Origin of the sequence: Roseateles violae, from assembly GCF_030410485.1 — a bacterium.
GTDB classification, from domain to species: Bacteria; Pseudomonadota; Gammaproteobacteria; order Burkholderiales; family Burkholderiaceae_C; genus Roseateles_D; species Roseateles_D violae.
Map to the genome: position 1 here is coordinate 372,374 of NZ_JAUHHC010000005.1, position 21,976 is coordinate 394,349.

18 protein-coding genes and 2 pseudogenes are annotated in these 21,976 nt (G+C 68.4%); 11 read left to right on the forward strand and 9 right to left on the reverse strand.

The window, feature by feature from the left end; translation table 11 throughout:
• The first annotated feature begins 134 nt into the window (after nt 1-134).
• From groL to QWJ38_RS19335, 3 genes are all read left to right on the forward strand, one after another.
• Nucleotides 135-1,781, forward strand: a complete 1,647-nt coding sequence (gene groL / locus QWJ38_RS19325; protein ID WP_290360752.1) for a chaperonin GroEL — start codon at nt 135-137, stop codon at nt 1,779-1,781.
• 151 nt (nt 1,782-1,932) lie between these two features.
• Complete coding sequence (locus tag QWJ38_RS19330; RefSeq protein ID WP_290360753.1) at nt 1,933-3,918, forward strand: DUF1631 family protein; 1,986 nt, start codon at nt 1,933-1,935, stop codon at nt 3,916-3,918.
• Nucleotides 3,908-6,238, forward strand: coding sequence for a patatin-like phospholipase family protein (locus QWJ38_RS19335; RefSeq protein WP_290360754.1), 2,331 nt, complete (start codon nt 3,908-3,910; stop codon nt 6,236-6,238). The genes QWJ38_RS19330 and QWJ38_RS19335 overlap by 11 nt, the downstream gene beginning before the upstream one ends.
• 18 nt (nt 6,239-6,256) lie before the next feature.
• Here QWJ38_RS19335 and QWJ38_RS19340 read toward each other — a convergent pair whose 3' ends face one another.
• The 9 genes and pseudogenes from QWJ38_RS19340 to yihA form a co-directional block, all read right to left on the reverse strand.
• Entirely contained in the window at nt 6,257-6,733 is a 477-nt protein-coding gene (locus tag QWJ38_RS19340) for a hypothetical protein (RefSeq protein ID WP_290360755.1), read from the reverse strand.
• Nucleotides 6,734-6,757: 24 nt separating this feature from the next.
• Nucleotides 6,758-6,916, reverse strand: a pseudogene (locus QWJ38_RS19345) (LysM peptidoglycan-binding domain-containing protein); the annotation flags it as partial.
• Nucleotides 6,917-7,100: 184 nt separating this feature from the next.
• Nucleotides 7,101-7,904: an N-acyl homoserine lactonase family protein gene (locus QWJ38_RS19350; protein ID WP_290360756.1), complete on the reverse strand. Its 804-nt coding sequence runs from the start codon at nt 7,902-7,904 to the stop codon at nt 7,101-7,103.
• Between the two features lie 84 nt (nt 7,905-7,988).
• The gene (locus tag QWJ38_RS19355; RefSeq protein ID WP_290360757.1) at nt 7,989-8,819 is read right to left on the reverse strand and encodes a cytochrome P460 family protein; all 831 of its coding nucleotides are present in this window, start codon (nt 8,817-8,819) and stop codon (nt 7,989-7,991) included.
• A 122-nt stretch (nt 8,820-8,941) separates the two neighbouring features.
• Entirely contained in the window at nt 8,942-9,457 is a 516-nt protein-coding gene (locus tag QWJ38_RS19360) for a hypothetical protein (protein WP_290360758.1), read from the reverse strand.
• Nucleotides 9,458-9,528: 71 nt separating this feature from the next.
• Nucleotides 9,529-9,870, reverse strand: coding sequence for a hypothetical protein (locus QWJ38_RS19365; protein ID WP_290360759.1), 342 nt, complete (start codon nt 9,868-9,870; stop codon nt 9,529-9,531).
• A 775-nt stretch (nt 9,871-10,645) separates the two neighbouring features.
• Nucleotides 10,646-11,545, reverse strand: a complete 900-nt coding sequence (locus QWJ38_RS19370) for an alpha/beta fold hydrolase (RefSeq protein WP_290360760.1) — start codon at nt 11,543-11,545, stop codon at nt 10,646-10,648.
• Between the two features lie 52 nt (nt 11,546-11,597).
• Nucleotides 11,598-12,689, reverse strand: coding sequence for an outer membrane protein assembly factor BamB family protein (locus QWJ38_RS19375; RefSeq protein WP_290360761.1), 1,092 nt, complete (start codon nt 12,687-12,689; stop codon nt 11,598-11,600).
• Nucleotides 12,690-12,738: 49 nt separating this feature from the next.
• Nucleotides 12,739-13,512: a ribosome biogenesis GTP-binding protein YihA/YsxC gene (gene yihA, locus QWJ38_RS19380; protein WP_290360762.1), complete on the reverse strand. Its 774-nt coding sequence runs from the start codon at nt 13,510-13,512 to the stop codon at nt 12,739-12,741.
• 67 nt (nt 13,513-13,579) lie between these two features.
• Between yihA and QWJ38_RS19385 the strand changes: the two genes are divergently transcribed.
• The 8 genes and pseudogenes from QWJ38_RS19385 to ttcA all read left to right on the forward strand — a co-directional run bounded on the left by QWJ38_RS19385 (nt 13,580) and on the right by ttcA (nt 21,938).
• Nucleotides 13,580-14,209 carry a c-type cytochrome gene (locus tag QWJ38_RS19385; protein ID WP_290360763.1) on the forward strand — a complete coding sequence of 210 codons (630 nt, stop codon included), beginning with the start codon at nt 13,580-13,582 and terminating at the stop codon, nt 14,207-14,209.
• Nucleotides 14,210-14,313: 104 nt separating this feature from the next.
• The gene (locus QWJ38_RS19390; protein ID WP_290360764.1) at nt 14,314-16,485 is read left to right on the forward strand and encodes a cytochrome c biogenesis protein ResB; all 2,172 of its coding nucleotides are present in this window, start codon (nt 14,314-14,316) and stop codon (nt 16,483-16,485) included.
• Nucleotides 16,482-17,846 (forward strand): c-type cytochrome biogenesis protein CcsB, encoded by a 1,365-nt coding sequence (gene ccsB / locus QWJ38_RS19395; protein WP_290360765.1) that lies wholly within the window; start codon nt 16,482-16,484, stop codon nt 17,844-17,846. The genes QWJ38_RS19390 and ccsB overlap by 4 nt, the downstream gene beginning before the upstream one ends.
• Before the next feature lie 98 nt (nt 17,847-17,944).
• Nucleotides 17,945-18,922, forward strand: coding sequence for a protein-methionine-sulfoxide reductase catalytic subunit MsrP (msrP, locus tag QWJ38_RS19400; protein ID WP_290360766.1), 978 nt, complete (start codon nt 17,945-17,947; stop codon nt 18,920-18,922).
• Nucleotide 18,923: 1 nt separating this feature from the next.
• On the forward strand, nt 18,924-19,553 hold the full coding sequence (gene msrQ, locus QWJ38_RS19405) for a protein-methionine-sulfoxide reductase heme-binding subunit MsrQ (RefSeq protein WP_290360767.1): 630 nt from the start codon (nt 18,924-18,926) through the stop codon (nt 19,551-19,553).
• 88 nt (nt 19,554-19,641) lie between these two features.
• A pseudogene (locus QWJ38_RS19410) lies at nt 19,642-20,520 on the forward strand (FAD-dependent oxidoreductase); the annotation flags it as partial.
• A 105-nt stretch (nt 20,521-20,625) separates the two neighbouring features.
• The gene (locus QWJ38_RS19415) at nt 20,626-20,994 is read left to right on the forward strand and encodes a dihydroneopterin aldolase (RefSeq protein WP_290361003.1); all 369 of its coding nucleotides are present in this window, start codon (nt 20,626-20,628) and stop codon (nt 20,992-20,994) included.
• 5 nt (nt 20,995-20,999) lie between these two features.
• The gene (gene ttcA / locus QWJ38_RS19420) at nt 21,000-21,938 is read left to right on the forward strand and encodes a tRNA 2-thiocytidine(32) synthetase TtcA (RefSeq protein ID WP_290360768.1); all 939 of its coding nucleotides are present in this window, start codon (nt 21,000-21,002) and stop codon (nt 21,936-21,938) included.
• The last annotated feature ends 38 nt before the right edge of the window (nt 21,939-21,976 follow it).

Here is a 21,976-nt window from a genome sequence, read left to right on the forward strand (position 1 = left end):
TCGCGTACAGGAAGTACGCTCCGGTCCCTGCGCTCCGTCCGCCTAGCCCGCCAGCCGCTCGCTACGCTTTCCTCGGCAACCACTGATGCTTCGGCGGCGTAGTCAAACCCAACACTGAATTCGGAGAAATACACATGGCAGCAAAAGACGTGATCTTTGGCGGCGAGGCTCGTGCCCGCATGGTCGAAGGCGTGAACATCCTGGCCAACGCGGTCAAGGTGACCCTGGGCCCGAAGGGCCGCAACGTGGTGCTGGAGCGCTCCTTCGGCGCCCCGACCGTGACCAAGGACGGTGTCTCGGTCGCCAAGGAAATCGAGCTGAAGGACAAGCTGCAGAACATGGGCGCCCAGATGGTCAAGGAAGTCGCTTCCAAGACCTCGGACAACGCCGGTGACGGCACCACCACCGCCACCGTGCTGGCCCAGGCCATCGTGCGCGAAGGCATGAAGTACGTGGCCGCCGGCATGAACCCGATGGACCTGAAGCGCGGCATCGACAAGGCCGTCCAGGCCCTGGTTGCCCAGCTGAAGGCCGCTTCGAAGGCCACCACGACCTCGAAGGAAATCGCCCAGGTCGGCTCGATCTCGGCCAATAGCGACGAGTCGATCGGCAAGATCATCGCCGAGGCGATGGACAAGGTCGGCAAGGAAGGCGTGATCACCGTCGAAGACGGCAAGTCGCTGGACAGCGAGCTGGACGTCGTCGAAGGCATGCAGTTCGACCGCGGCTACCTGTCGCCCTACTTCATCAACAGCCCGGAAAAGCAGGCCGCCCTGCTCGACAACCCCTTCGTGCTGCTGTACGACAAGAAGATCAGCAACATCCGTGATCTGCTGCCGACGCTGGAGCAGGTCGCCAAGTCGGGCCGCCCGCTGCTGATCATTGCCGAAGAAGTCGACGGCGAAGCCCTGGCGACCCTGGTCGTCAACACGATCCGCGGCATCCTGAAGGTCGTCGCCGTCAAGGCCCCGGGCTTCGGTGACCGTCGCAAGGCCATGCTGGAAGACATCGCCATCCTGACCGGCGGCAAGGTCATCGCCGAGGAAGTCGGCCTGACGCTGGAGAAGGTCACGCTGGCCGATCTGGGCCAGGCCAAGCGCGTCGAAGTGGGCAAGGAAAACACCACCATCATCGACGGCGCCGGCGCTGCCGCCGACATCGAGGCCCGCGTCAAGCAGGTCCGCATCCAGATCGAGGAAGCCACCAGCGACTACGACCGCGAGAAGCTGCAAGAGCGCGTGGCCAAGCTGGCCGGCGGCGTGGCCGTCATCAAGGTCGGCGCCGCCACCGAAGTCGAGATGAAGGAAAAGAAGGCCCGCGTCGAAGACGCGCTGCACGCCACGCGTGCCGCCGTCGAGGAAGGCATCGTCGCCGGTGGTGGCGTCGCCCTGCTGCGCGCCAAGCAAGCCGCTGGCGAGATCAAGGGTGACAACGCCGACCAGGACGCCGGCATCAAGCTGGTGCTGAAGGCCATCGAAGCCCCGCTGCGCGAGATCGTCAACAACGCCGGTGGCGAGGCCTCGGTCGTCGTCAACGCGGTGCTGGCCGGCAAGGGCAACTACGGCTTCAACGCCGCCAACGACACCTACGGCGACATGATCGAGATGGGCATCCTGGACCCGACCAAGGTGACCCGCACCGCGCTGCAGAACGCCGCTTCGGTCGCTTCGCTGATGCTGACGACCGAGTGCATGGTCGCCGAGTCGCCGAAGGACGAGGCCCCGGCCGGCATGCCTGGCGGCATGGGCGATATGGGCGGCATGGGCGGCATGGGCATGTAATGCCTGGCGCCTGAGCCTCGCGCTCAAGCAAGCACCAAGGGCCGCAGCGATGCGGCCCTTTTTTCATGGCCCTGCGCGAACGAAGCCGGCGCTTACCTCTTGTTGATTGGTCCCGGCCGGCGGCGGCGGATCCGGCGTCGATAATGAGCCGATGCCCTTCGCCCCGAATCTTCAATCGCTGCTCGACGAGGCGCTGACCCGTCTGCCCGCGCTGAGCCGCCATGTACAGGACGCGACCCAGGACGCGCTGGCCGCCCGGCCCCAGTACTTCGAATTGCAGGACAGCTGGCGCCGGCTGCGGCCGCGCTTCGCCACCGACTTCGAGGCGGCGCTGCTGCCGCTGCTGCAGGCGGCGCGCCGCGGCGAGGACCCGCTGCAGCGCCGCAGCGGCGGCCTCGACGCGCTGAGCCTGGTCGACGAGCAGCAGGCGCTGCAGGACATCGCGATCGCGCAGGCGATCCAGGCGATCGAGCAGGCCAGCAAGGTCGAGCTGCACCAGCTCGACAACTTCTTCGCCGCGCTGCGCGGCACCGCACGCGCGCGCAGCAAGGACAACCCGCTGCGCCCGGCCCTGTTCGCGCAGGCGCTGTACCAGGCACTGTTCGGCACCGAGCTGGATGCGCAGCGCCGCTATGCGCTGATGGAGGTGGCCGCGACGCCGCTGGGCGCGGCGCTGCACCGGCTCTACGCCGCGCTGTGCGAGCGGCTCAGCGCCGCCGACCTGAGCCAGCTGGTGGCCGGCCATGCCGCAAGGCTGGAGGACAGCGATGCGCAGCAGCGCTTTGCCCGCGCGCGGCTGCCGACCCGCGATCTGCAGCCCACCGAGCCGGCCAGCTTCGACGGACTGGCCCAGCGCGTGCTGGCCTACAACAGCTCCCGCCCGCAGCCGCTCGATGCGGCGCCGGGCGCGGCGGAGCCCGGCGCGCCCGACATGCTCAGCCGGCTCTACCAGCAGATCCTGGCCGACCCGCGCCTGCTGCCGCCGATCCGCCAGGCGCTGGCGCGGCTGCAGGTCGCTGTCGTGCGCCTGTCGCGGCGCGACCCCAGCCTCTTGCGCAGCCAGGACCATCCGGCCTGGCGGCTCTTGAACCGCGTCGCCGCCCATGGCATGGGCTTCGAGCATGAGGACGAGCCCGGCCTGCAGGGCTTTCTGCGCTTCATCGAGGCCGAGCTGCAGCTGCTGATCGACACGCCGGCGCCCAGCGCCCTGCTGTTCCAGCAGGTGCTGGCGCGGGTCGAGCAGCAGCTGAGCAGCCAGGCGCAGCAACGCAGCGAACGCAGCGCCGGCGCGCTGGCCGCGCTGGAGCGCGAGCAGCTGCGCCCGCAATGGCTGAAGCTGGTGCGCGAGCAGATCGACGCGCAGCTGATCGGCGCCCCGCTGGGCCCGCGCCTGCGCCGCTTCCTGCAGACGCGCTGGGTCGAGGTGATCGTGCAGGCCATGGTGCAGGACGGCCGCGACGCGCCGCGCGCCCATGCCGCCATCGACCTGGTCGACCAGCTGCTGGACAGCCTGCAGCCGGACGCCTCCGGCACCGCGCTGCGCCAGCGCCTGCCGGCGCTGATCCAGGGCCTGCGCGCCGGCTGCGATGCGATCGGCCTGACCGAACCGCAGCGCGAGCCGGTGCTGCAGGAGCTGATGCAGCAGCATGCGCGCCTGCTGCGCGGCCAGAGCGCGCTGCCGCCGCGCGCGGCGGCTGAGTCGCCGGCGCCCGACCCCGCTCCCGATGACGAGCTGCTGCAGCGCCTGCTGCACGAGCGCGAATCGCAGCTGCCCGAGCATTGGGCGCATACCAAGGTCGACCGCAGCCGCCTGCCGACGGTGCCCGTGCAGCTGTATGCGCAGAACGACTCGCCTGATGCGCGCGCCGCGGCGCAGCGCTGGCTCGATGCGCAGCAGGTGGGCGGCTGGTACCACCTGTTCGTGCAGAGCCAGTGGCTGACCGCCCAGCTGGCCTGGGTCGGCGAGAGCCGGCAGTTCTTCCTCTTCGTCGGCCAGGACCCGGAGCAGCGCCATTCGATGACGCGCGGCGCGCTGCAGCAGCTGCTGGCCAACGGCCTGATCGCCGCGCTGGACGACACCGGCGTGGTCGAGCGCGCGGTGCAGACGCTGATGCAAGACCTCGACGATGCCCGCTAGGCTTGCCTTCGCCCCCAGCTTCATCCTCTGCTTTGCCGCCCTGCTGCCAGCCGGCCGGGCCGAGGAGATCCAGCCGCCCGCGGCCGAGGCCGCGCGGCCCAAGCTGGGCCTGGTGCTGTCCGGCGGCGGCGCGCGCGGCTTGGCCCATGTGGGCGTGCTGAAGGTGCTGGAGCGCGAGCGCGTGCCGGCGGATCTGATCACCGGCACCTCGATGGGCGCCATCATCGGCGGCCTCTATGCCAGCGGCATGTCGGCGGCCGATCTCGAACGCGAGCTGCTGCTGGTCTCCTGGGACCGCGTCTTCGCCGGCCGCGTCGAGCGCCAGCAGCTGTCGCAGCGCCGCAAGGAGGAGGACTTCGAGTTCTCGCCGGTGATCGAGTTCGGCATGCGCGACGGCGAACTGCGCGCACCGCAGAGCACCCTGTCCAGCCGCGGCCTGGAGATCCTCTTGCGCCGCTACACGCGGCCGGTGCGCCAGGTGCGCAACTTCGATCAGCTGCCGACGCCCTTCCGCGCGATCGCCACCGATATGGAGACCGGCGCCCAGGTCGTGCTCGACGACGGCGACCTGGCACTGGCCATGCGCTCCAGCATGAGCGTGCCCGGCGTGTTCGCGCCCACCGAGATGGTGGTCGACCTGGCGCCCGTCGACACGCCGCCAGGCGGCCGCGCCGACGCGCCGGCCAAGACGGCCGAGGAGCGCATCCTCGGCGACGGCGGCCTGGTGAACAACCTGCCGATCGATGTCGCGCGCGGCATGGGCGCGCAGAGCGTGATCGCGGTCAATGTGGGCACGCCGCTGGCCCCGCGCAAGACGCTGAGCTCGCTGGTCGGCGTGACGGCGCAGATGATCAATATCCTGACCGAGCAGAACGTGCAGCGCAGCATCGCCAGCCTCGGCGAGCAGGACCTCTTGATCACGCCGCTGCTGGGCGAGCTGACCTCCGGCGACTTCGACAAGGTGCGCGAGCTGATCGCCCAGGGCGAGCGCGCGGCCGAGGAGCTGCTGCCGCAGCTGCGCCGCTTCGCCGTGCCGCCCGAGGCCTATGCGCAATGGCAGCTGGCGCGCCGGCAGCGCGACGCGCAGGGCACGCGGCTGGCGGCGATCCGCTTCGAGGGCAGCGAGCTGACCAACCCGGCGGTAATGGTGCGCCAGCTGCAGAGCAAGCCCGGTCAGACCTTCGACGCCGAACGCGCCGAGCGCGATGCGCAACACCTGGCCTCCTCCGGCGACTACGAGCGGGTGGACTACCACGTCGAGCCGCAGGCCGACGGCAGCGGCGATGCGCTGGTCTACACGCTGGAGGACAAGCCCTGGGGGCCCAACTACTTCCGCGTCGGCATCGACCTCAGCACCGATATGGCCGGCGACAGCTTCTTCAATCTGCGCGTCAGCCACAACCGCCACTGGCTCACGCCCAGCGGCACCGAATGGCGCAACCAGCTCTCGATCGGTCACGACCCGCGCCTCTTCAGCGAGCTCTACCAGCCGCTGCAGCTGGGCAAGGGCAGCGACTGGTTCGTCTCCGGCTGGGGCGAGGTCGGGCGCCGCAACATCCCGCTCTACGAAGATGGCGCCGACCGCCCGCTGCTGCTGCTGAACCGCTCGGCCGCCACCCTCGGCCTCGACCTCGGCCAGCCCTGGGCCGAACTCGGCGAGGTGCGGCTGGGCCTGGTGCGGCAGGACTGGCGGATCGCCTCGCGCATGCAGGTGGCGCCCGAGATCGACGCGGTGCTGCGCCAGCACTGGCGTGAATACGGCCTGCGTCTGCTGGCCGTCGTCGACCAGCTCGACTTCGCCAACTTCCCGCAGCGCGGCTACCGGCTCTCGGCCGAGCTGACCAGCGGCAAGCAATCGAACGGCAAGGACGTGCGCGACGCCAGCTTCACCCGCACCGAGCTGCAGGCCAATGGCGTGATGAGCTGGGGCGCGCACACGCTGAACCTCTACGGCCGCACGCTCGACGCGCGCCAGTCGCCGGATTCGACGCAGGGTCCCTATACGCTGGGCGGCTTCCAGCAGCTGTCCGGCTACAAGAAGGACCAGCTCAGCGGCGACACCCTGGTCTTCGGCCGCGCCACCTACTACCTGCGCCTGCGCGACAAGCCGGTGCTGACCCGCGGCTTCTTCGTCGGCGGCTCGCTGGAGATCGGCAACGCCTGGCGCCGCAGCCAGAAGTTCGCGCTGGAAGACCTGCGGCCGGCGGGCAGCGTGTTCCTCGGGGCGGACACGGGGCTGGGGCCGCTGTATCTGGCGCTGGGCTATGCGCCGGGAACGGGCGGGGGGACGGCCGTCTATCTGTTCATCGGCCGACCCTGAGGCGCCGCATCCACCTGCCTACTGGACCTTGAAGGACTTGGTGGCGACCGACTTGCCGTCGAGCAGGATCTCGACCTGATAGTCGCCGGTCGGCCAGCCGTCGGGCTTGGCGATGTGGAACTCGGTCGTCGCCGGCCCGGTCGGCGTGATCGTCGCGCTGTCTTCCTTCACCGGGACGGTCTTGCCGTCCTTCGTGTAGGTCCACTTCGCCACCAGCATGGCCGATCCGCTGCCGCTGGTGTCGACGGCGGCATGGATCGTGTCGCCCTTGGCGAACACCTCGCTGGCCGCGGTGATCTTCTTGTCGGCATCGACCGCCTTGCCCAGGCTCACCGACGATAGGCTGACGCCGGCGGGCGCCGGGGCCGGCGTCGGGGCGGGCGCCGGCGCGGGCATCGGAGTCGGGGCCGGTGGCGGCGGGGCCTCGGCCTTCTTGCCGCAGGCGGCAAGCGCGACGACGGAGGCGAGGAGGACGGGGGCGAGTCTGGTTTGCATGACGGGGTTCTCCTTGCTTGCCGCTCAGGCCAGCGGCGGAATGCTCAGCTTCTGGCCGGGAAAGATCTTGTTCGGGTCCGACAGCTGGTCCTTGTTGGCCTCGAAGATCAGCTGCCATTTGTTGGCATCGCCGTATTCATGCTTGGCGATCTTCGACAGGCTGTCGCCGGGCTTGACCTCGTAGATCTTGGCGGCGGTCGAACTCGATCCGCCCTCTACATTCGAGAAGTCTGGCATGTCGCTCATGGCGATCTCCTCTAGGCAATGTCGCCGCGCGGATGCCCGGCGCTGGGAACAAGACTGGCATCCCCGGCCCGCTGGCTGGCGCGGGGCGCCGCGAAGACTGTGGATGGGCCTGCTTACCTACTTACTTGGCCGCGGCCGGGAAGGCCGGCAGCTTGCCGATGTCGCGCGGGTCATGCTGGATGATGACCGTCGCCTTCAGATTCTTCTCGATCTGCTTGATGCGCTGGATCGAGGCAAGGGTCTGCGCGCGGTCATGGTTGAAGCCCGGCACACCTTCCTGCTCGTAGTTCTCGTGGAAATGCACGGCGTCGCCGCTCAGCAGCACCGGCCCCATCTCCTTCAGGCGCACGAGCAGCATGCTGTGCCCCGGCGTGTGACCCGGCGCGCGCAGCACCATGACGCTGCCGTCCTCGAACACGTCCTTGTCCGCGCTCAGCGGCTCGACCTTGCGCTTCTCGGCCATCCACTCGGCAAAGCCCTTCGTGTTCGCGCCGCCCATCGGCGGGTTGGCATTGATGCCGTCCCAGTCGCCCTTGCCGATCAGCAGGGTCGCATTCTTCAGCGGGGCCAGTTGGCCGGTGTGGTCGGCGTGGAAATGGCTGATGCCGACGTACTTGACGTCGTCGGGGTTGAGGTTGATCTGCTTCAGCAGCTCGACCAGCGGCTTGTTGGTCGCGCTGGGGACGGAACCCGGCAGATAGCCGGTGTCCCAGACCATCACATCCGCACCATGGCGGATCACATAGCAGCTGAAGGTGAAGGGCTTCGTCGTCTCGCGATAGGCGAAGGTGTCGCTGAAGCGCCGGGGGTCATTGGACCCGCTGCCGCAGTCGAGCCGCGTCAGCGTAAGCTCCTGGGCCGCCGTCGGATCGGAGAAACCAAGCGCGCTCGCTGCGAGCACCAAGCAGAAGAAGCCGGACTTCATCGCATCTGCCTCCTTGTTCGGGGCGATGATAGCGACGAACCGGCCGGCCGCAAGAGGCGGCCGCGGCGGCACGCCTGCGCAAGCTCAGCGCGCCTTGGCCTGCAAGGCCGGCAGCGAGAAGGCGAAGCTCGCCTTGTCGAGCGGCTTGTGGCAGGCCAGGCATTCGGCCTGGTTGACGCCCGGCCGCGCCTTCTTCTCCGGCGTGTAGACGGCGTAGTTCCAGTCCTCGTTGCGCAGCAGCTCGGGGATATCCTTGCCCCAGCCGGCGGCGCGCCCCATGACGGCGTAGGCCACCAGCTTGTCGCGCTCGTAGAAGCCATCGGCGCCGACGACGGGCTTGCGGTCGGCGCCCAGCTTGGCCGCATGCTGCTCGAGCACCAGTATCGAGCCGTCCGGCAGCGGCCTGCCCTCGCGCGCCGCCTGCAGCGCCACCGCGTTGGCATAGAGGTAGCGCACCTGGTTGATATCGGCCCGGTTCACCGTCTGGTACATCGTGAAGCCGTTCGGATAGGCCTCGGGCAAGCTGGCGCTGGTCTTCGCCAATGTCGGCAGGAAGTCGGACTTCGCCGTCGACTGGCCGGCGCCGGGCAGCGAGGCGAAGTGCGCCGCCACGTTGACGATATCCTCCGCGCCGAGCTGCGCCGCGATGGCGTTCATCAGCGCGTTCTTGCGCGTGCCCTCCTTCAGCGCCCGCAGCTGCGAGGCCAGATAAGCCGATTTCTGCCCGGCCAGATTGGGGATCGTGTCGCTGACGCTGACGCCGTTGGCGCCATGGCAGGCGGCGCAGACGGTCTCGGCGCGGGCCTTGCCGGCGGCAAGGTCTTGGGCAAGGGCGGCTTGCGGGGCCAGCGCGGCGACGAACATCAGCAGCGTGCTGGTACGGGCGATGAGGACGATGCCTTGCTTCCTATTCATCATGCGCTCCTTGGAGTTGATTTGAGACCACGCGCCTGGTCGCGAATCGGAGGCGCAGCCGTCCAAGTGCTGACCCGAATCTGATGCGCGACAGATCTCGAGGCTCGCCATCAAGGCAAGCCTCACCTTGAGAACTCGTACCTGTTGCGGAACTGGAACTCACCGCTTGGCGTGCTCTCTTCCTTGCCGAGGCTTAGCGCCTTGGGGTGAAGGCTCAGCACGTAGCGGCTCTTGGTCTCGCCATCCTCTCGCTCGAAGACGATCACTCGGCCGCCATCCTGCGCCTGCGACGACATGATGCGATTCTGTGTCGTCTTGATACCCGGGTGGCCAGAGGTCCAACTGATCAGGTTGCCGGCAAAGTCGAATGTCATCCGCTCGTAGGAGTAGACGGTCTTGCTTGGCCCGTCATCGAAGACGTAGTGAAAGACAAGTTCGGAGGGACCGGAGAGCGCCACGAAGAGGCGAGCCGGAAGTGTGACAAGCCGGTCCGGACGAGAGTAATCGCGGTACGTCAGCTTGCCCGACCAAGCACCTTGCGCAGCCGCGAGGTCGGCTTGCGGGGCGCTGGCGCTCTGCGCGGAGGCTGAGACGGCGAGTACAAGGGCAGCGAAGACCAGGGCGTCGCGTCGATGCATCTTTTGAGGCTTACGCCTGAATTGAGCCGAGCCGAGAAGCGGCTTCGGCTTGAATGAATTGTTAGCGCCCATCATTTGAAAAACGCCACGAACTGGATGCCCGAGACGTGCCGGGAAGTCTCCAAGGCAGCCTTGTAGTCAGGAAGGTCCATGACGGTTGAGCTAAACCTCTCAAAGAACTCTCGGCTGTCCGGCATGGGTAGGCTGTACCCGTCCAGCCGAACCACGACATTTGCCCCAAGCGAGTCCGGGTAGAGTTCCGCCAGCTTGCCGTCAATTGCAGCATCGATGCAGGTGTACAGACGTTCCTGCAGTCGCCGGAGACTGGCCGGGACATCCTCCCAGGGCCCCTCCTCGACCAGAACCATCTGCCACGGATCTTTGGTTATGAAATCAACGGTGACTTCGGGCATGGGCGCTAACGTCGGCGGTAAGCGGGCGCCGCAGGCGGTCCGCGCTTGACCAACAGGTTATGCCTCCTGCGTAAAGCTATAGTCATCTCGGGTCACACCTTTCCCGCAATCGTCCCGGAGTGACGGTGCGATGGTACGGCGGCTACGCTCGCATACATAAGCGCGACGCAAAGGGACACTGCTGCGCCACATAAAAACGCTGAGGCGATGCCCCAAAAACTGATCTCGCGAACAGCCAAAAGAGCGAACACGGTCCCGCCAATTACTGTCCCCCAACCCGCCAGCGACCTTCGTGACAACCGCCCTGCTCGACGCAGCATTAGCGCGAGGGGCATCCCGATAAGTATTAGGCCGGCCGCCGTGAGGGGCGCAGTTACCAGCAGCACCATTGGAAAAAGGAAGACTGCGTCCGACAAGCTTTGGTAGATGCCTGGGTGGAGAACCGGTGCCATCACTGCGGCTGGAAAACTCGCCAGCAGTGCGATCGCGACTATCGAGCCGACATGGGCGAGAACTGTTTGCATAGCCCTAAGAGGCATAACTTGTTATGGGGCGACAGTCACTGTCGCCCTAACAACGGTGTTGTCCGCATAACAAATCCGCACCGGGAGTCACCAAGCCGTTGATTCATTGACGTTTTCCTTCTCTTGGACGTCGACGGCAGGGTACTAAAAATTTCGACAAAAGCAGCACGGGTTACAACTGAGAGCAGGAGCCCGCGATGCCGGCTGTGCCGAAGCTACCTGCGCCGCCGCTCAACGGCCTCGCTGCCGCCTTACGCCCCCAAATACCCCAGCATCAGCTCCACCACCCGCCCCGGCTGCTCGTGCACGATCCAGTGCGTGGCGCCGGGCACGCGATGCAGCGTCATCCGCGGCACGAAGGCGTCCAGGCCGTCCAGCAGCGAGGGCGGCAGCGCGGTGTCGGCCTCGCCCCAGATCACACAAGTCGGCAGCCGGACGGTGACGAACTCGGGCGCGAACTTCACCGCCAGCGCGCCGGGGTCCTCGGCCGTCGGCGGCCGCAGCGGCGAGGCGCGGTAGTAGTTCAAGGCGCCGGTCAGGCCCAGGCCCCAGACCTCGCGGTAGCGCTGGCGCGTCGCCTCGTCCAGCCAGGGCGCACCGTTCATGCCGGTCAGGAAGGGCCAGAGCCGCGCATAGTCGTTCTCGGCCAGCAGCGCCTCGGCATCGGGCCGGCAGAGGAAGTTCATATAGGCGCTGGCCTGCTGCTGGGCCGGGCTCAGCTGCAGCTCGCGCAAAAAAGTACCCGGGTGCGGCGAATTGATGATGATCAGCTTCTCGATCAGCTCGGGCCGCTGCACGGCCAGGTTCCAGCCGACGGCGCCGCCCCAGTCGTGCGCGACCAGGGCCGCCAGCGGGCCCTCGCCGGTGGCGGCGATCAGGCCGGCGATGTCGGCGACCAGATGCTTGGCGCGGTAGGCCTGGACCTCGCGCGGGCTGCTGGAGCGCTCGTAGCCGCGCAGATTCGGCGCGATGCAGCGGTAGCCCTGCGCGGCCAGCAGCGCCATCAGCTCGTCCCAGACGAAGGCGGCCTCGGGGAAACCGTGCAGCAAGACGAGCCGCGGTCCCGCGGCCGGGCCGGCGGCGCGGCAGGACAGCGTGATGCCGCCCTGCGGCAGCTGCAGAGCGAAAGTCTCGATGGTCGGCGTCGTCATCGGCCCAGCATAGGGCCGGGCCGGCAGGCGCCCTGTCAAGCGGGCGACAGGCCTAATCGACCGCGATCTCGTGCACCTGGCCGTTCTCGGTGCCGACGACCAGGCGGCGGCCGACGAGCAGCGGCCGGCCGAAGGCATTGGCCGGCAGCGCGCGCTGCCACAGCAGCTCGCCGCCGGCGCCGATCGCCGTCACCAGGCCCTGCGCATCGGCCTGGTAGGCGCGGCCGCTGGCGACGAGCAGGCGCTCGCCGTCGACGACCGGTGCCTGGAACACGTTCTGGCCCAGGCCGAAATGCCAGAGCCGCTGACCGTCGCGGGCGCGATAGGCCTGGATCAGGAAGCCGTCGGACTCGGCGACGATCAGCTGCTCGCCGAGCAGCAGCGGCGCGGCCATGATCCAGTTGCCGCCGTGATCGGCTTCCCAGACCTGGGCGCCGCCACCGCCATTCCTGCCGTCGAGCCGCCAGCCGCGCACGCGCGCATCGCGGCCGGTGATCCAGGCCCAGCCGTCCTCGCGCAACGCTGGCGCGCCCTGGATCAGGCCCTGGGCCGCCGCCCAGCGCTGCCGCACCGCGCCGCTGGCCGGGTCGATCTTCAGCAGCCGCCCCTCGACGTCGGCCAGCCAGAGGCTGCCGCCCTGCAGCTGCAACTGCGCGATCACGGCCGCGTCCAGGCTCAGCCGCCAGCGCGGCTTGCCGTCGGCGGCGTTCAGCCGCAGCAGCTCGCGGCCATGGGCGACCAGCAGGTCCTCCTCGCCCAGCGGCAGTGGGTCCGGCATATAGGCGTCCCACAGCACCGGGGCGGGCAGCGGCGGCAGGGCCAGGCGCCACAGCGGCTTGCCGTCGGCCAGGGCGAAGGCCTGCACGCCATGGGTGCTGGCGACGACCAGGCGTCCGCGCTGGACCAGCGGCGCGTTCAGCAGCGGGCCGTCGGCCAGGGTCAGCGTGCGGCGGCGGCCGCCGGCATCGAGGCAGAACAGCTCGCCGCTGAGATTGCCGGCGCACCAGCCGCCCTCGGGCAGCGGCGCGACGGCCCCATGGACGGCCGCGCCGGACGGGACGCTGCGCAGCAGATCGCCGGGCGCCGCCTCGGCAAGGCCCGACACCGCCAGGGCCAGGCCCAGCAGCACAAACAGCTTCCTCATCCCCGTCTCCCCCGATTGCGGCCGCTGCGAGCGGGCCGGTTTGCTTTCTTTATTCAGCCTTGTCGGCTTCGGCGGCCTCGCCGGCCTCGGGCTCCTCGGCCGGCGCCGTCCACGCGATGTCGCCGCGCGGCGCATGCGCCCATTCGTGCAGGATCTGGGCGACGTCGGCCACGCCCTGCTTCTTCAGCGCCGAGAATAGCGTCACCGCAACGTCGGAATCCTCGGTCGCCAGCTCACCCAGGTAGGCCTGGCAGGCCTGCAGCGCGGCCGTCGCTTCCTTGCGGTTGAGCTTGTCGGCCTTGGTCAGCAGCACCAGCAGCTTGACCTCGCCGGTGCCGACGCGGGCGGCGACGAATTCCAGCAGCTGCTTGTCCAGATCGGTCAGGCCCAGGCGCGAATCGACCATCAGCACGACGCCCGAGAGGCTGCGGCGCGTCTCCAGATAGTCGGCCATCACCTTCTGCCAGCGCTGCTTGGCCGCCTTGTTGACGGCCGCATAGCCATAGCCGGGCAGGTCGGCAAACCAGGCGTTCGGCGCGTCCTTGGGACCCAGCTCGAACAGATTGATGTGCTGGGTGCGGCCGGGCGTCTTGGAGGCGAAGGCCAGGCGTTTCTGCTGGGCCAGGGTGTTGATCGCGGTCGACTTGCCGGCATTGGAACGGCCGACGAAGGCGATCTCCGGCATCTCGTTGGGCGGCAGGTGAACCAGCTGGCTGGCCGTGGTCAGGAAGCGCGCCGTGTGGGTCCAGCCCAGCGCCTGCTTGTCGCTGACGGGCTCCGCCACGGGGTCGGTTTCTTGCGGGGCGGAAGCAGTGTTGGTCATGAACGTCTTAGGCTTTGTGGATTGCCATTGTAAAATCCTTGGGTTGCGCTTATCGAAACATCCATTCATGAAGAAGACTGCCGCTATCCTGATGTCGGGCCTGCTCCTGGCATTTGCCACTCAGGCCGCCCAGGCCAATGAGACGACGGCCCCCGCCAAGCCCGATCTGGCCAAGGGCGGTGCCATCTCCTCCCAGGTCTGCGCCGCCTGCCACACGGCCGACGGTTCGCGCGGCAGCCCGGCCAATCCCATCCTCCAGGGCCAGCATGCCGAATACCTGGCCAAGCAGTTGCACGAGTTCAAGGACGGCAAGCGCAAGAGCCCGGTGATGCAGGGCATGGCCGCCCCGCTGAGCGACGAGGACATCCGCAACGTCGCCGCCTTCTACGCCAGCAAGAGCGCCAAGCCGGGCTTTGCCAAGATGAAGGACTCGGTCGCCCTGGGCGAGAAGATCTACCGCGGCGGCATCGCCGATCGCCAGATCCCAGCCTGCGCCGGCTGCCACAGCCCCAACGGCGCCGGCCTGCCGGCCCAGTACCCGCGCATCGGCGGCCAGCATGGCGACTACACCGAGGCGCAGCTGAATGCCTTCCGCAGCGGCGCCCGCGCCAACAGCGCCCAGATGACGGCGATCGCCGCCAAGATGAACGATCGCGAGATCAAGGCCGTCGCCGACTACATCGCCGGCCTGCGCTGAGATCAGACAACAGCAGCAGCCGCTGCACCCAGGAAAGGCCGGTGACCGCACCGGCCTTTTTTGATGGCGCCGTCCCCGGCCGCCCCAGCGTCGACAATCGAGCCATGTCCGAGACCACCGCCGCCAGCCTCCCGCCGCCCCGCCCGCCCAGCAACAGCACCGCGCGCGAGCTGGTGGATCTGCTGTCCTCGATGCGCTTCGCGATCGCGGTCTTCGTCGTCATCTGCATCGCCGCGATCACCGGCACCCTGGTCAAGCAGCGCGAGCCGCTGACGAACTACGTCAACCAGTTCGGCCCCTTCTGGTCGGAGTTGTTCGGCAAGCTGGACCTCTACACCGTCTACGGCGCCTGGTGGTTCCTGCTGATGCTGGCCTTCCTGGTCATCTCGACCAGCCTGTGCATCGCCCGCAACACGCCCAAGATCATTCACGATCTGAAGACCTACAAGGAGCATGTGCGCGAGCAATCGCTGCAGGCCCACCACCACAAGGCGCTGGGCCATCTGGCCGTCGCGCCGGAGGCGGCGCTGGCCCGGGTCTCGGCGCTGCTGGACCATCTGGGCTGGAAGGCCAAGGCGCAGCTGCGCAGTAACGGCGTGATGGTCGCCGCCCGCAAGGGCGCGGCCAACAAGATCGGCTATCTGGCCGCGCACTCGGCCATCGTGCTGGTCTGCGTCGGCGGCCTGCTGGACGGCGACCTGATCGTGCGCGCGCTGATGTGGGCGCAGGGCAAGAGCATCTATACCGGCGCCGGCCTGGTCAGCGAGGTGGCGGCCGAGCACCGGCTGTCGCCGGCCAACCCGAGCTTCCGCGGCAATCTGCTGGTGCCCGAGAACGGCCGTGCGGCCACCGCCATCATTTCGATGCCGACCGGCGTCGTGCTGCAGGACCTGCCCTTCGACGTCGAGCTGCGCAAGTTCATCGTCGAGTACTACGACACCGGCATGCCCAAGCTCTTCGCCAGCGAGATCGCGATCCGCGATCACGAAAGCGGTGCCATCAGCCAGCACACGGTCAAGGTCAACGAGCCGGTGATCCACCGCGGCGTGGCGATCTACCAGAGCAGCTTCGACGACGGCGGCTCGCAATTGAAGCTGCAGGCGCTGCCGCTGGCCGGCAAGGGCCAGCCCTTCACGATCGAGGGCGTGGTCGGCAACAGTACCTCGCTGAGCAACGAGAGCGAGAAGCTGAGCCTGGAATTCGCCGGCCTGCGCGTGATCAATGTCGAGAACCTGGGCGGCGCCGCCGAGGCCGGCAGCGGCACCGATGTGCGCAAGGTCGATCTGGTCGACTCGCTGCAAAGCCATCTGGGCAGCGGCGCGAAATCGAGCAAGAGCAAGAGCCTGCACAACGTCGGCCCTTCGTTCAGCTACCGGCTGCGCGACGCCTCGGGCCAGGCGCGCGAGTACAACAACTACATGCTGCCGATCGAGCTCGACGGGCAGCGCGTCTTCCTGGCCGGCGTGCGCGAGACGCCGGCCGAATCGTTCCGCTATCTGCGCATCCCGGCCGACGAGAAATTGGAGATGGACGGCTGGATGCGGCTGCGCCGCAGCCTGCTCGACCCGGCCCAGCGCGAGCAGGCGGCGCTGCGCTATGCGGTGGCCGCAACGCCGTCCGACAAGCCGCAGATGACGCCGCAGCTGCAGGCGACCGCGCGCCGCGCTCTGGCCCTGTTCGCGGGCGCCGAGGGCGTCAAGCCGGAAGACAAGATCCCCAGCCTGGCCGAGGGCGGCTGGGGCGGCCTGCCGGCGCTCTCGAGCTTCATCGACAGCGAGGTGCCGGCGGCCGAGCGCCAGCGCGTCTCCGAGGTGCTCTTGCGCATCCTCAACGGCTGCCTGTTCGAGCTCTACAAGCTGGGCCGCGAGCAGGCCGGCCTGCCGGTGCCGGCGGCCGATGCGGCGACCCAGGGCTTCATGACGCAGTCGGTGCTGGCGCTGTCGGACAGCATGTTCTATCCGGCGCCGGTGCTGCTGCGCCTGGACGACTTCAAGCAGGTGCAGGCCAGCGTGTTCCAGGTCGCGCGCGCGCCGGGGCAGAAATTGGTCTATCTCGGCGCTATCCTTTTGATCATCGGCGTGTTCGCGATGCTCTACATCAAGGAGCGCCGGCTGTGGATCTGGCTGGAGCCGGCGCCCGGCCAGCCGGAAGCGACGCGCCTGCGCATGGCGCTGTCGAGCACCCGCGACTCCCCCGACACGACGACCGAATTCGAGCAGCTGAAGCACGCGCTGCTGCAGGAAGACGACGAAACAGCCGAGGCTTCACCGACATGAACAGCAGCACCTCCACCGCAAGCATCACGCTGGGCCGCCGCGGCCCGCTGCAGGGCCGCGACGCGATCGACTGGCTGTTCGCCGCCCTGGTCGTCGCCGGCGGCCTCTACGCCTTCTCGCGCTACGGCGCCTCGATGGACGGCTACGAGAAAGGCATCCTCGCCTGCGCGATGCCGGCGCTGATCGCGCTGGGCTGGTTCTGGCGGCCGCTGCGCCTGCTGAGCGTCGCCGTCGGCGCGGCCAGCCTGCTGGCCATCAGCCTGTACAGCCGGCAGACGGATGGCTTCGGCGCCGACCTGGCTGCGGCCGACAAGGTCTTCTTCCTGAAGTACATGCTGTCCAGCCAGAGCGCCATCCTGTGGATGTGCGTGCTGTTCTATATGAGCACGCTGTTCTACTGGGGCGGCTTCTTCGCCAAGCAGGGCCAGAGCAGCGCGGCCGAGGCGATCGCCTCCAAGCTGGTCTGGGGCGCCGTCTTCATGGCCCTGACCGGCACCATGGTGCGCTGGTTCGAGAGCCACCAGATCGGCCCCGACATCGGCCATATCCCGGTCAGCAATCTGTACGAGGTCTTCGTGCTGTTCTCCTGGCTGACGGCGCTGATGTACCTGTACTACGAGGCGCGCTTCAAGACCCGCGCTTTAGGTGCCTATGTGCTGCTGGTGATCAGCGCGGCGGTGTCCTTCCTGCTCTGGTACACGGTGGCGCGCGAGGCGCACGAGATCCAGCCGCTGGTGCCCGCCCTGCAGAGCTGGTGGATGAAGATCCATGTGCCGGCCAATTTCGTCGGCTACGGCACCTTCGCGCTGTCGGCGATGGTGGCGATGGCCTATCTGCTGAAGACGGCCTCGCAGCGCGCGCTGATCATCGGCCTGGTCGGCATGCCGGCGGCCCTGGTCGCCGCCATCCTGGCGACGCGCTTCGGCGTTGCCGACCTGCCGGCCGAGACCCTGGCCGGCCTGGACGGCTGGGCGCGCAAGATGGCCGGCCTGCTGGTCTTCTTCGTCATCGCCGTCGCGCTGCGCAAGCCGCTGACCGCGCGCCTGCCGCGGCTAGAACTGCTCGACGACCTGATGTACAAGGCGATCGCCCTGGGCTTCGCCTTCTTCACCATCGCCACCATCCTGGGCGCCTTCTGGGCCGCCGAGGCCTGGGGCGGCTACTGGAGCTGGGACCCGAAGGAGACCTGGGCGCTGATCGTCTGGCTCAACTATGCGGCCTGGCTGCATATGCGGCTGATGAAAGGCCTGCGCGGCGCCGTCGCCGCCTGGTGGGCGCTGGGCGGACTGGTCGTGACGACCTTCGCCTTCCTGGGCGTCAATATGTTCCTGTCGGGCCTGCACTCCTACGGCACGCTCTGAACGGGCGGCCGGCGCGCAGCAGGATGAGGGCGGCTTGGCGTAAGCTTTTGCCGGCCCGTGCGACTGACGGGCATTGAGATCATCTGTTGAGGGCCACCATGTCTCGCCTGATCCTGCCTCCGGTTCCCGCCTCCGAAATCACGCCCCGCTCGGTCTACGAGCAGCGCCGCCAATGGCTGCGCCTGATGGCCTCCGGCGCGGCCGGCGCCGCGCTCGCCAGTTGGGCCGGCCGCGAGGCGCTGGCGCAGACTCCCGGCAAGCTGGCCAAACTGCCCGGCGCCAAGAGCGCGGTGGAGGGCGCCGTCGTGATGGAGAAGACGACGGCCTATGTCGACGCGACCAGCTACAACAACTTCTACGAATTCGGCACCGACAAGTCCGACCCGGTCCAGCGCGCCCATACGCTGCGGCCGCGGCCCTGGAGCGTCCGTGTCGAGGGCGAGATCGCCAAGCCGGGCGTCTACGACATCGACGCGCTGCTGAAGCTCAGCCCGATGGAGGAACGCATCTACCGCCTGCGCTGCGTCGAGGGCTGGTCGATGGTGATTCCCTGGGTCGGCTATTCGCTGGCCGAGCTGATCAGGAAGGTGGAACCGAACTCCAAGGCCAAGTTCGTCGAATTCATCACCCTGGAAGACAAGTCGCAGATGCCGGGGCTGCGTTCGGCGGTGCTGGACTGGCCCTATGTCGAGGGCCTGCGCATCGACGAGGCCATGCACCCGCTGACTCTGCTGACCTTCGGCATGTATGGCGAGCTGCTGCCCAACCAGAACGGCGCGCCGGTGCGCATCGTCGTGCCCTGGAAGTACGGCTTCAAGTCGGCCAAGAGCATCGTCAAGATCCGCTTCGTCGAGAAGCAGCCGACCTCCAGCTGGACGCAGGCGGCGCCGCAGGAATACGGCTTCTATTCCAACGTCAATCCGCTGGTCGAGCACCCGCGCTGGAGCCAGTCGCGCGAGCGCCGCATCGGCGAGGACGATCTGTTCGCCAAGAAGCGCAAGACCCTGATGTTCAACGGCTACGAAGCCCAGGTCGGCCAGCTCTATGCCGGCATGGACCTGAGGAAGAATTTCTGAGGTGGGGGCCCGGCGCTCGCCCTGGCTGCACCCGGCGGCCAAACCGCTGCTGTTCATCGTCTGCCTGCTACCGCTGGCCTGGCTGGTCTGGGGCGCCTATGCCGACAAGCTGGGCGCCAATCCGGCCGAGCACCTGATCCGCTCGCTGGGCGACTGGACCTTGCGCGGCCTCTGCCTGACGCTGGCGATCACGCCGCTGCGCGTGCTCAGCGGCCAGCCGGCGCTGGCGCGCTTTCGCCGCATGCTGGGCCTGTTCAGCTTCTTCTACGGCTGCCTGCACCTGCTGGCCTATGGCTGGCTGGACATGGGTCTGGACTTCGGCGACATCGCCGAAGACATCGCCAAGCGGCCCTTCATCCTGATGGGCTTCACGGCCTGGGCGCTGATGCTGCCGCTGGCCGCGACCTCCTTCAACCGCGCCATCAAGGCGCTCGGCGCGCGCCGCTGGCAGACCCTGCACAAGTTCATCTACCTGCTGGTGCTGGTCGGCCTGGCCCACTTCATCTGGATGCGCGCCGGCAAGAACAATTTCGGCGAGCCGGCGATCTACGGCGCCATCCTGGCCCTGCTGCTCGGCTGGCGGCTCTGGCAGCGGATGCGGCGCCCGCAGCCGGCCCCCGGCCGCGCCTGAGGCGCGGGCCGCCGCGGGTCAACCGTGTAATGCGGCCGGGGTGATCCGGGGAAGCCTGGGATAATCAGGGGTTTTACCAAGCCCCGCCATGTCCGCCCCCTTGCCCGCCATCGTCGACGCCGCCCTCATCGGGGCGGGCCCCGCCGGCTGCAGCGCCGCCAGCTGGCTGGCGCAGCTGGGCCTGTCCGTCGCCCTGATCGAGCGTGCGCCGCGGCTCTGCGCCGGGTTGGAAGCGCTGGACTTCGCCCAGGACTGGCTGCTCGGCGAGCCGGGCCTGCGCCTGTCGCAGCTGGGCGGCCGCTATGCCGGGCACCTGGGCCGCCAGCCGGCCGTCCATCTGCGCACGGCCACCGAATTGCAGCATCTGGACTGGAGCGCCAGCGACGGCTGGAGCCTGCAGCTCCATGGCGCCGAGGGCGCGCAGCGCCTGCAGGCGAAGAGCCTCTTGCTGGCCACCGGCCTGACGCCGCGCCATCCGGGCCCGCTGTATCCGGCCCAGGGCCGCGGCGGCCGCGTGCTCGATGCGCTGGAGCTGACCGCGCGTCGCGCCACGCTGCCGCGCGGCCGGGTGCTGCTCTTGGGCGGCGGCGACAACGCGGTCGAGAACGCGCTCTATCTGCGCGCCCAGGGTCACCAGGTGACGATCTGGTCGCGCTCGGACTGGCGCGCGCAATCGCATCTGGTCCAGCAGCTGGAGGCCGACGCGGCGATCGCGCGCCGCCCGGCCCTGCCGCTGCCCAGCGCCGTCGAAGCGGACGGCGAGTCGGTGCGCGTGCGCTCCAAGGCCTTCGGCGAGGAAGCCTTCGACCATGTGGCGGTGCTGCTGGGCTACGAGCCCGAGCCCAGCGCCTGGCTGCTGGTGGCCGATGCGCTGCAGCGCGCCGGCGTGACGGCGCCCAGCCAGCCCTTCCGCGACGAGCCGCGCTTCACGCCGCTGGGCCTGTTCGTCGCCGGCGATGCCAGCGGCCGCCAGCATCCCTGCGTGCAGACGGCGTTGGGCGACGGCGTCGTCGCGGCCAAGCAGATCGAGGCCTTTCTGCGCCCGCTGCGCGAGTCGCAGCCACCGCCGGCCCTGCGCCGCAGCAACCGCCAGGTGATCCATATCGCCGGCCTGCGCTTCGGCGCCAATCTGGGCGTGCTGGACTTCGAGCGCGAGGGCCCGCAGCCGATCCAGGTCGATGCCGAGGTCAATCTGGGCGCCCAGGTGATCGTCTCGCGCGACGCCGACATCGGCCATGTGCTGGACTACCGGCGCGTGCGCGCCATCATCATCGACGAATGCACGGCCGAGCACACCGATCTGCTGGAGGCCCTGCTGGGCAAGCTGTGCACGCGGCTGATGCGCCTGGCCGGTGTCGTCGGCGTGCGCATCAAGGTGACCAAACTCGAAATCTTCCCGGACTGCCAGGTCGCGATCAGCGCCGAAGCCGGCCAATGGTGAATGCTATGACTATCGAAACCCTCTCCCCCGCCCTCGACGCCGAGGCCCTGGCCGCGCAGAAGAAGGCCGAGCACGAGATCAACAAGCTCTCCAAGCGCCTGCACCGCCAGGTCGGCCAGGCGATCAGCGACTTCAATATGATCGAGGACGGTGACAAGGTGATGGTCTGCCTGTCCGGCGGCAAGGACAGCTACACGATGCTGGACATCCTGCTGAACCTGCAGCAGCGCGCGCCGATCAGGTTCGAGCTGGTGGCCGTCAACCTCGACCAGAAGCAGCCCGGCTTCCCCGAAGACGTGCTGCCGAACTACCTGAAGTCGCGCGGCGTGCCCTTCCATATCGAGGAGCAGGACACCTACTCGGTCGTCAAGCGCGTCGTGCCCGAGGGCAAGACGACCTGCGGCCTGTGCTCGCGCCTGCGCCGCGGCATCCTCTACCGCGTCGCCCAGGAACTCGGCTGCAGCAAGATCGCGCTGGGCCACCACCGCGACGACATCGTCACGACCCTGTTCCTGAACATGTTCTTCGGCAGCCGCATGAAGGGCATGCCGCCCAAGCTGGTCAGCGACGACGGCAAGAACGTCGTCATCCGCCCGCTGGCCTATGTGCGCGAGCCGGACCTGGTGCGCTGGGCCGAGCACCGCGAATTCCCCATCATCCCCTGCAATCTCTGCGGCAGCCAGGAGAACCTGCAGCGCGTGCAGGTCAAGGCGATGCTGAATGACTGGGACCGCCGCTTCCCCGGCCGCATCGAGAACATGTTCACCGCCATGGGCAATATCGTGCCCTCGCACATGATGGACAAGAAGCTCTTCCCCTTCGAGACGATCAGGGCCACCGGCGCGCCGGTCGCGGACGGCGACATCGCCTTCGACGAGGACGAGGCCTGCGGCACGCCCAGCGCCAACGGCGCCGGCTCGGTCATACGGCTGCAACAGGACTGAAGCGCCTGACGCAAAGGCCATTCGGGCGGTTCAGAATA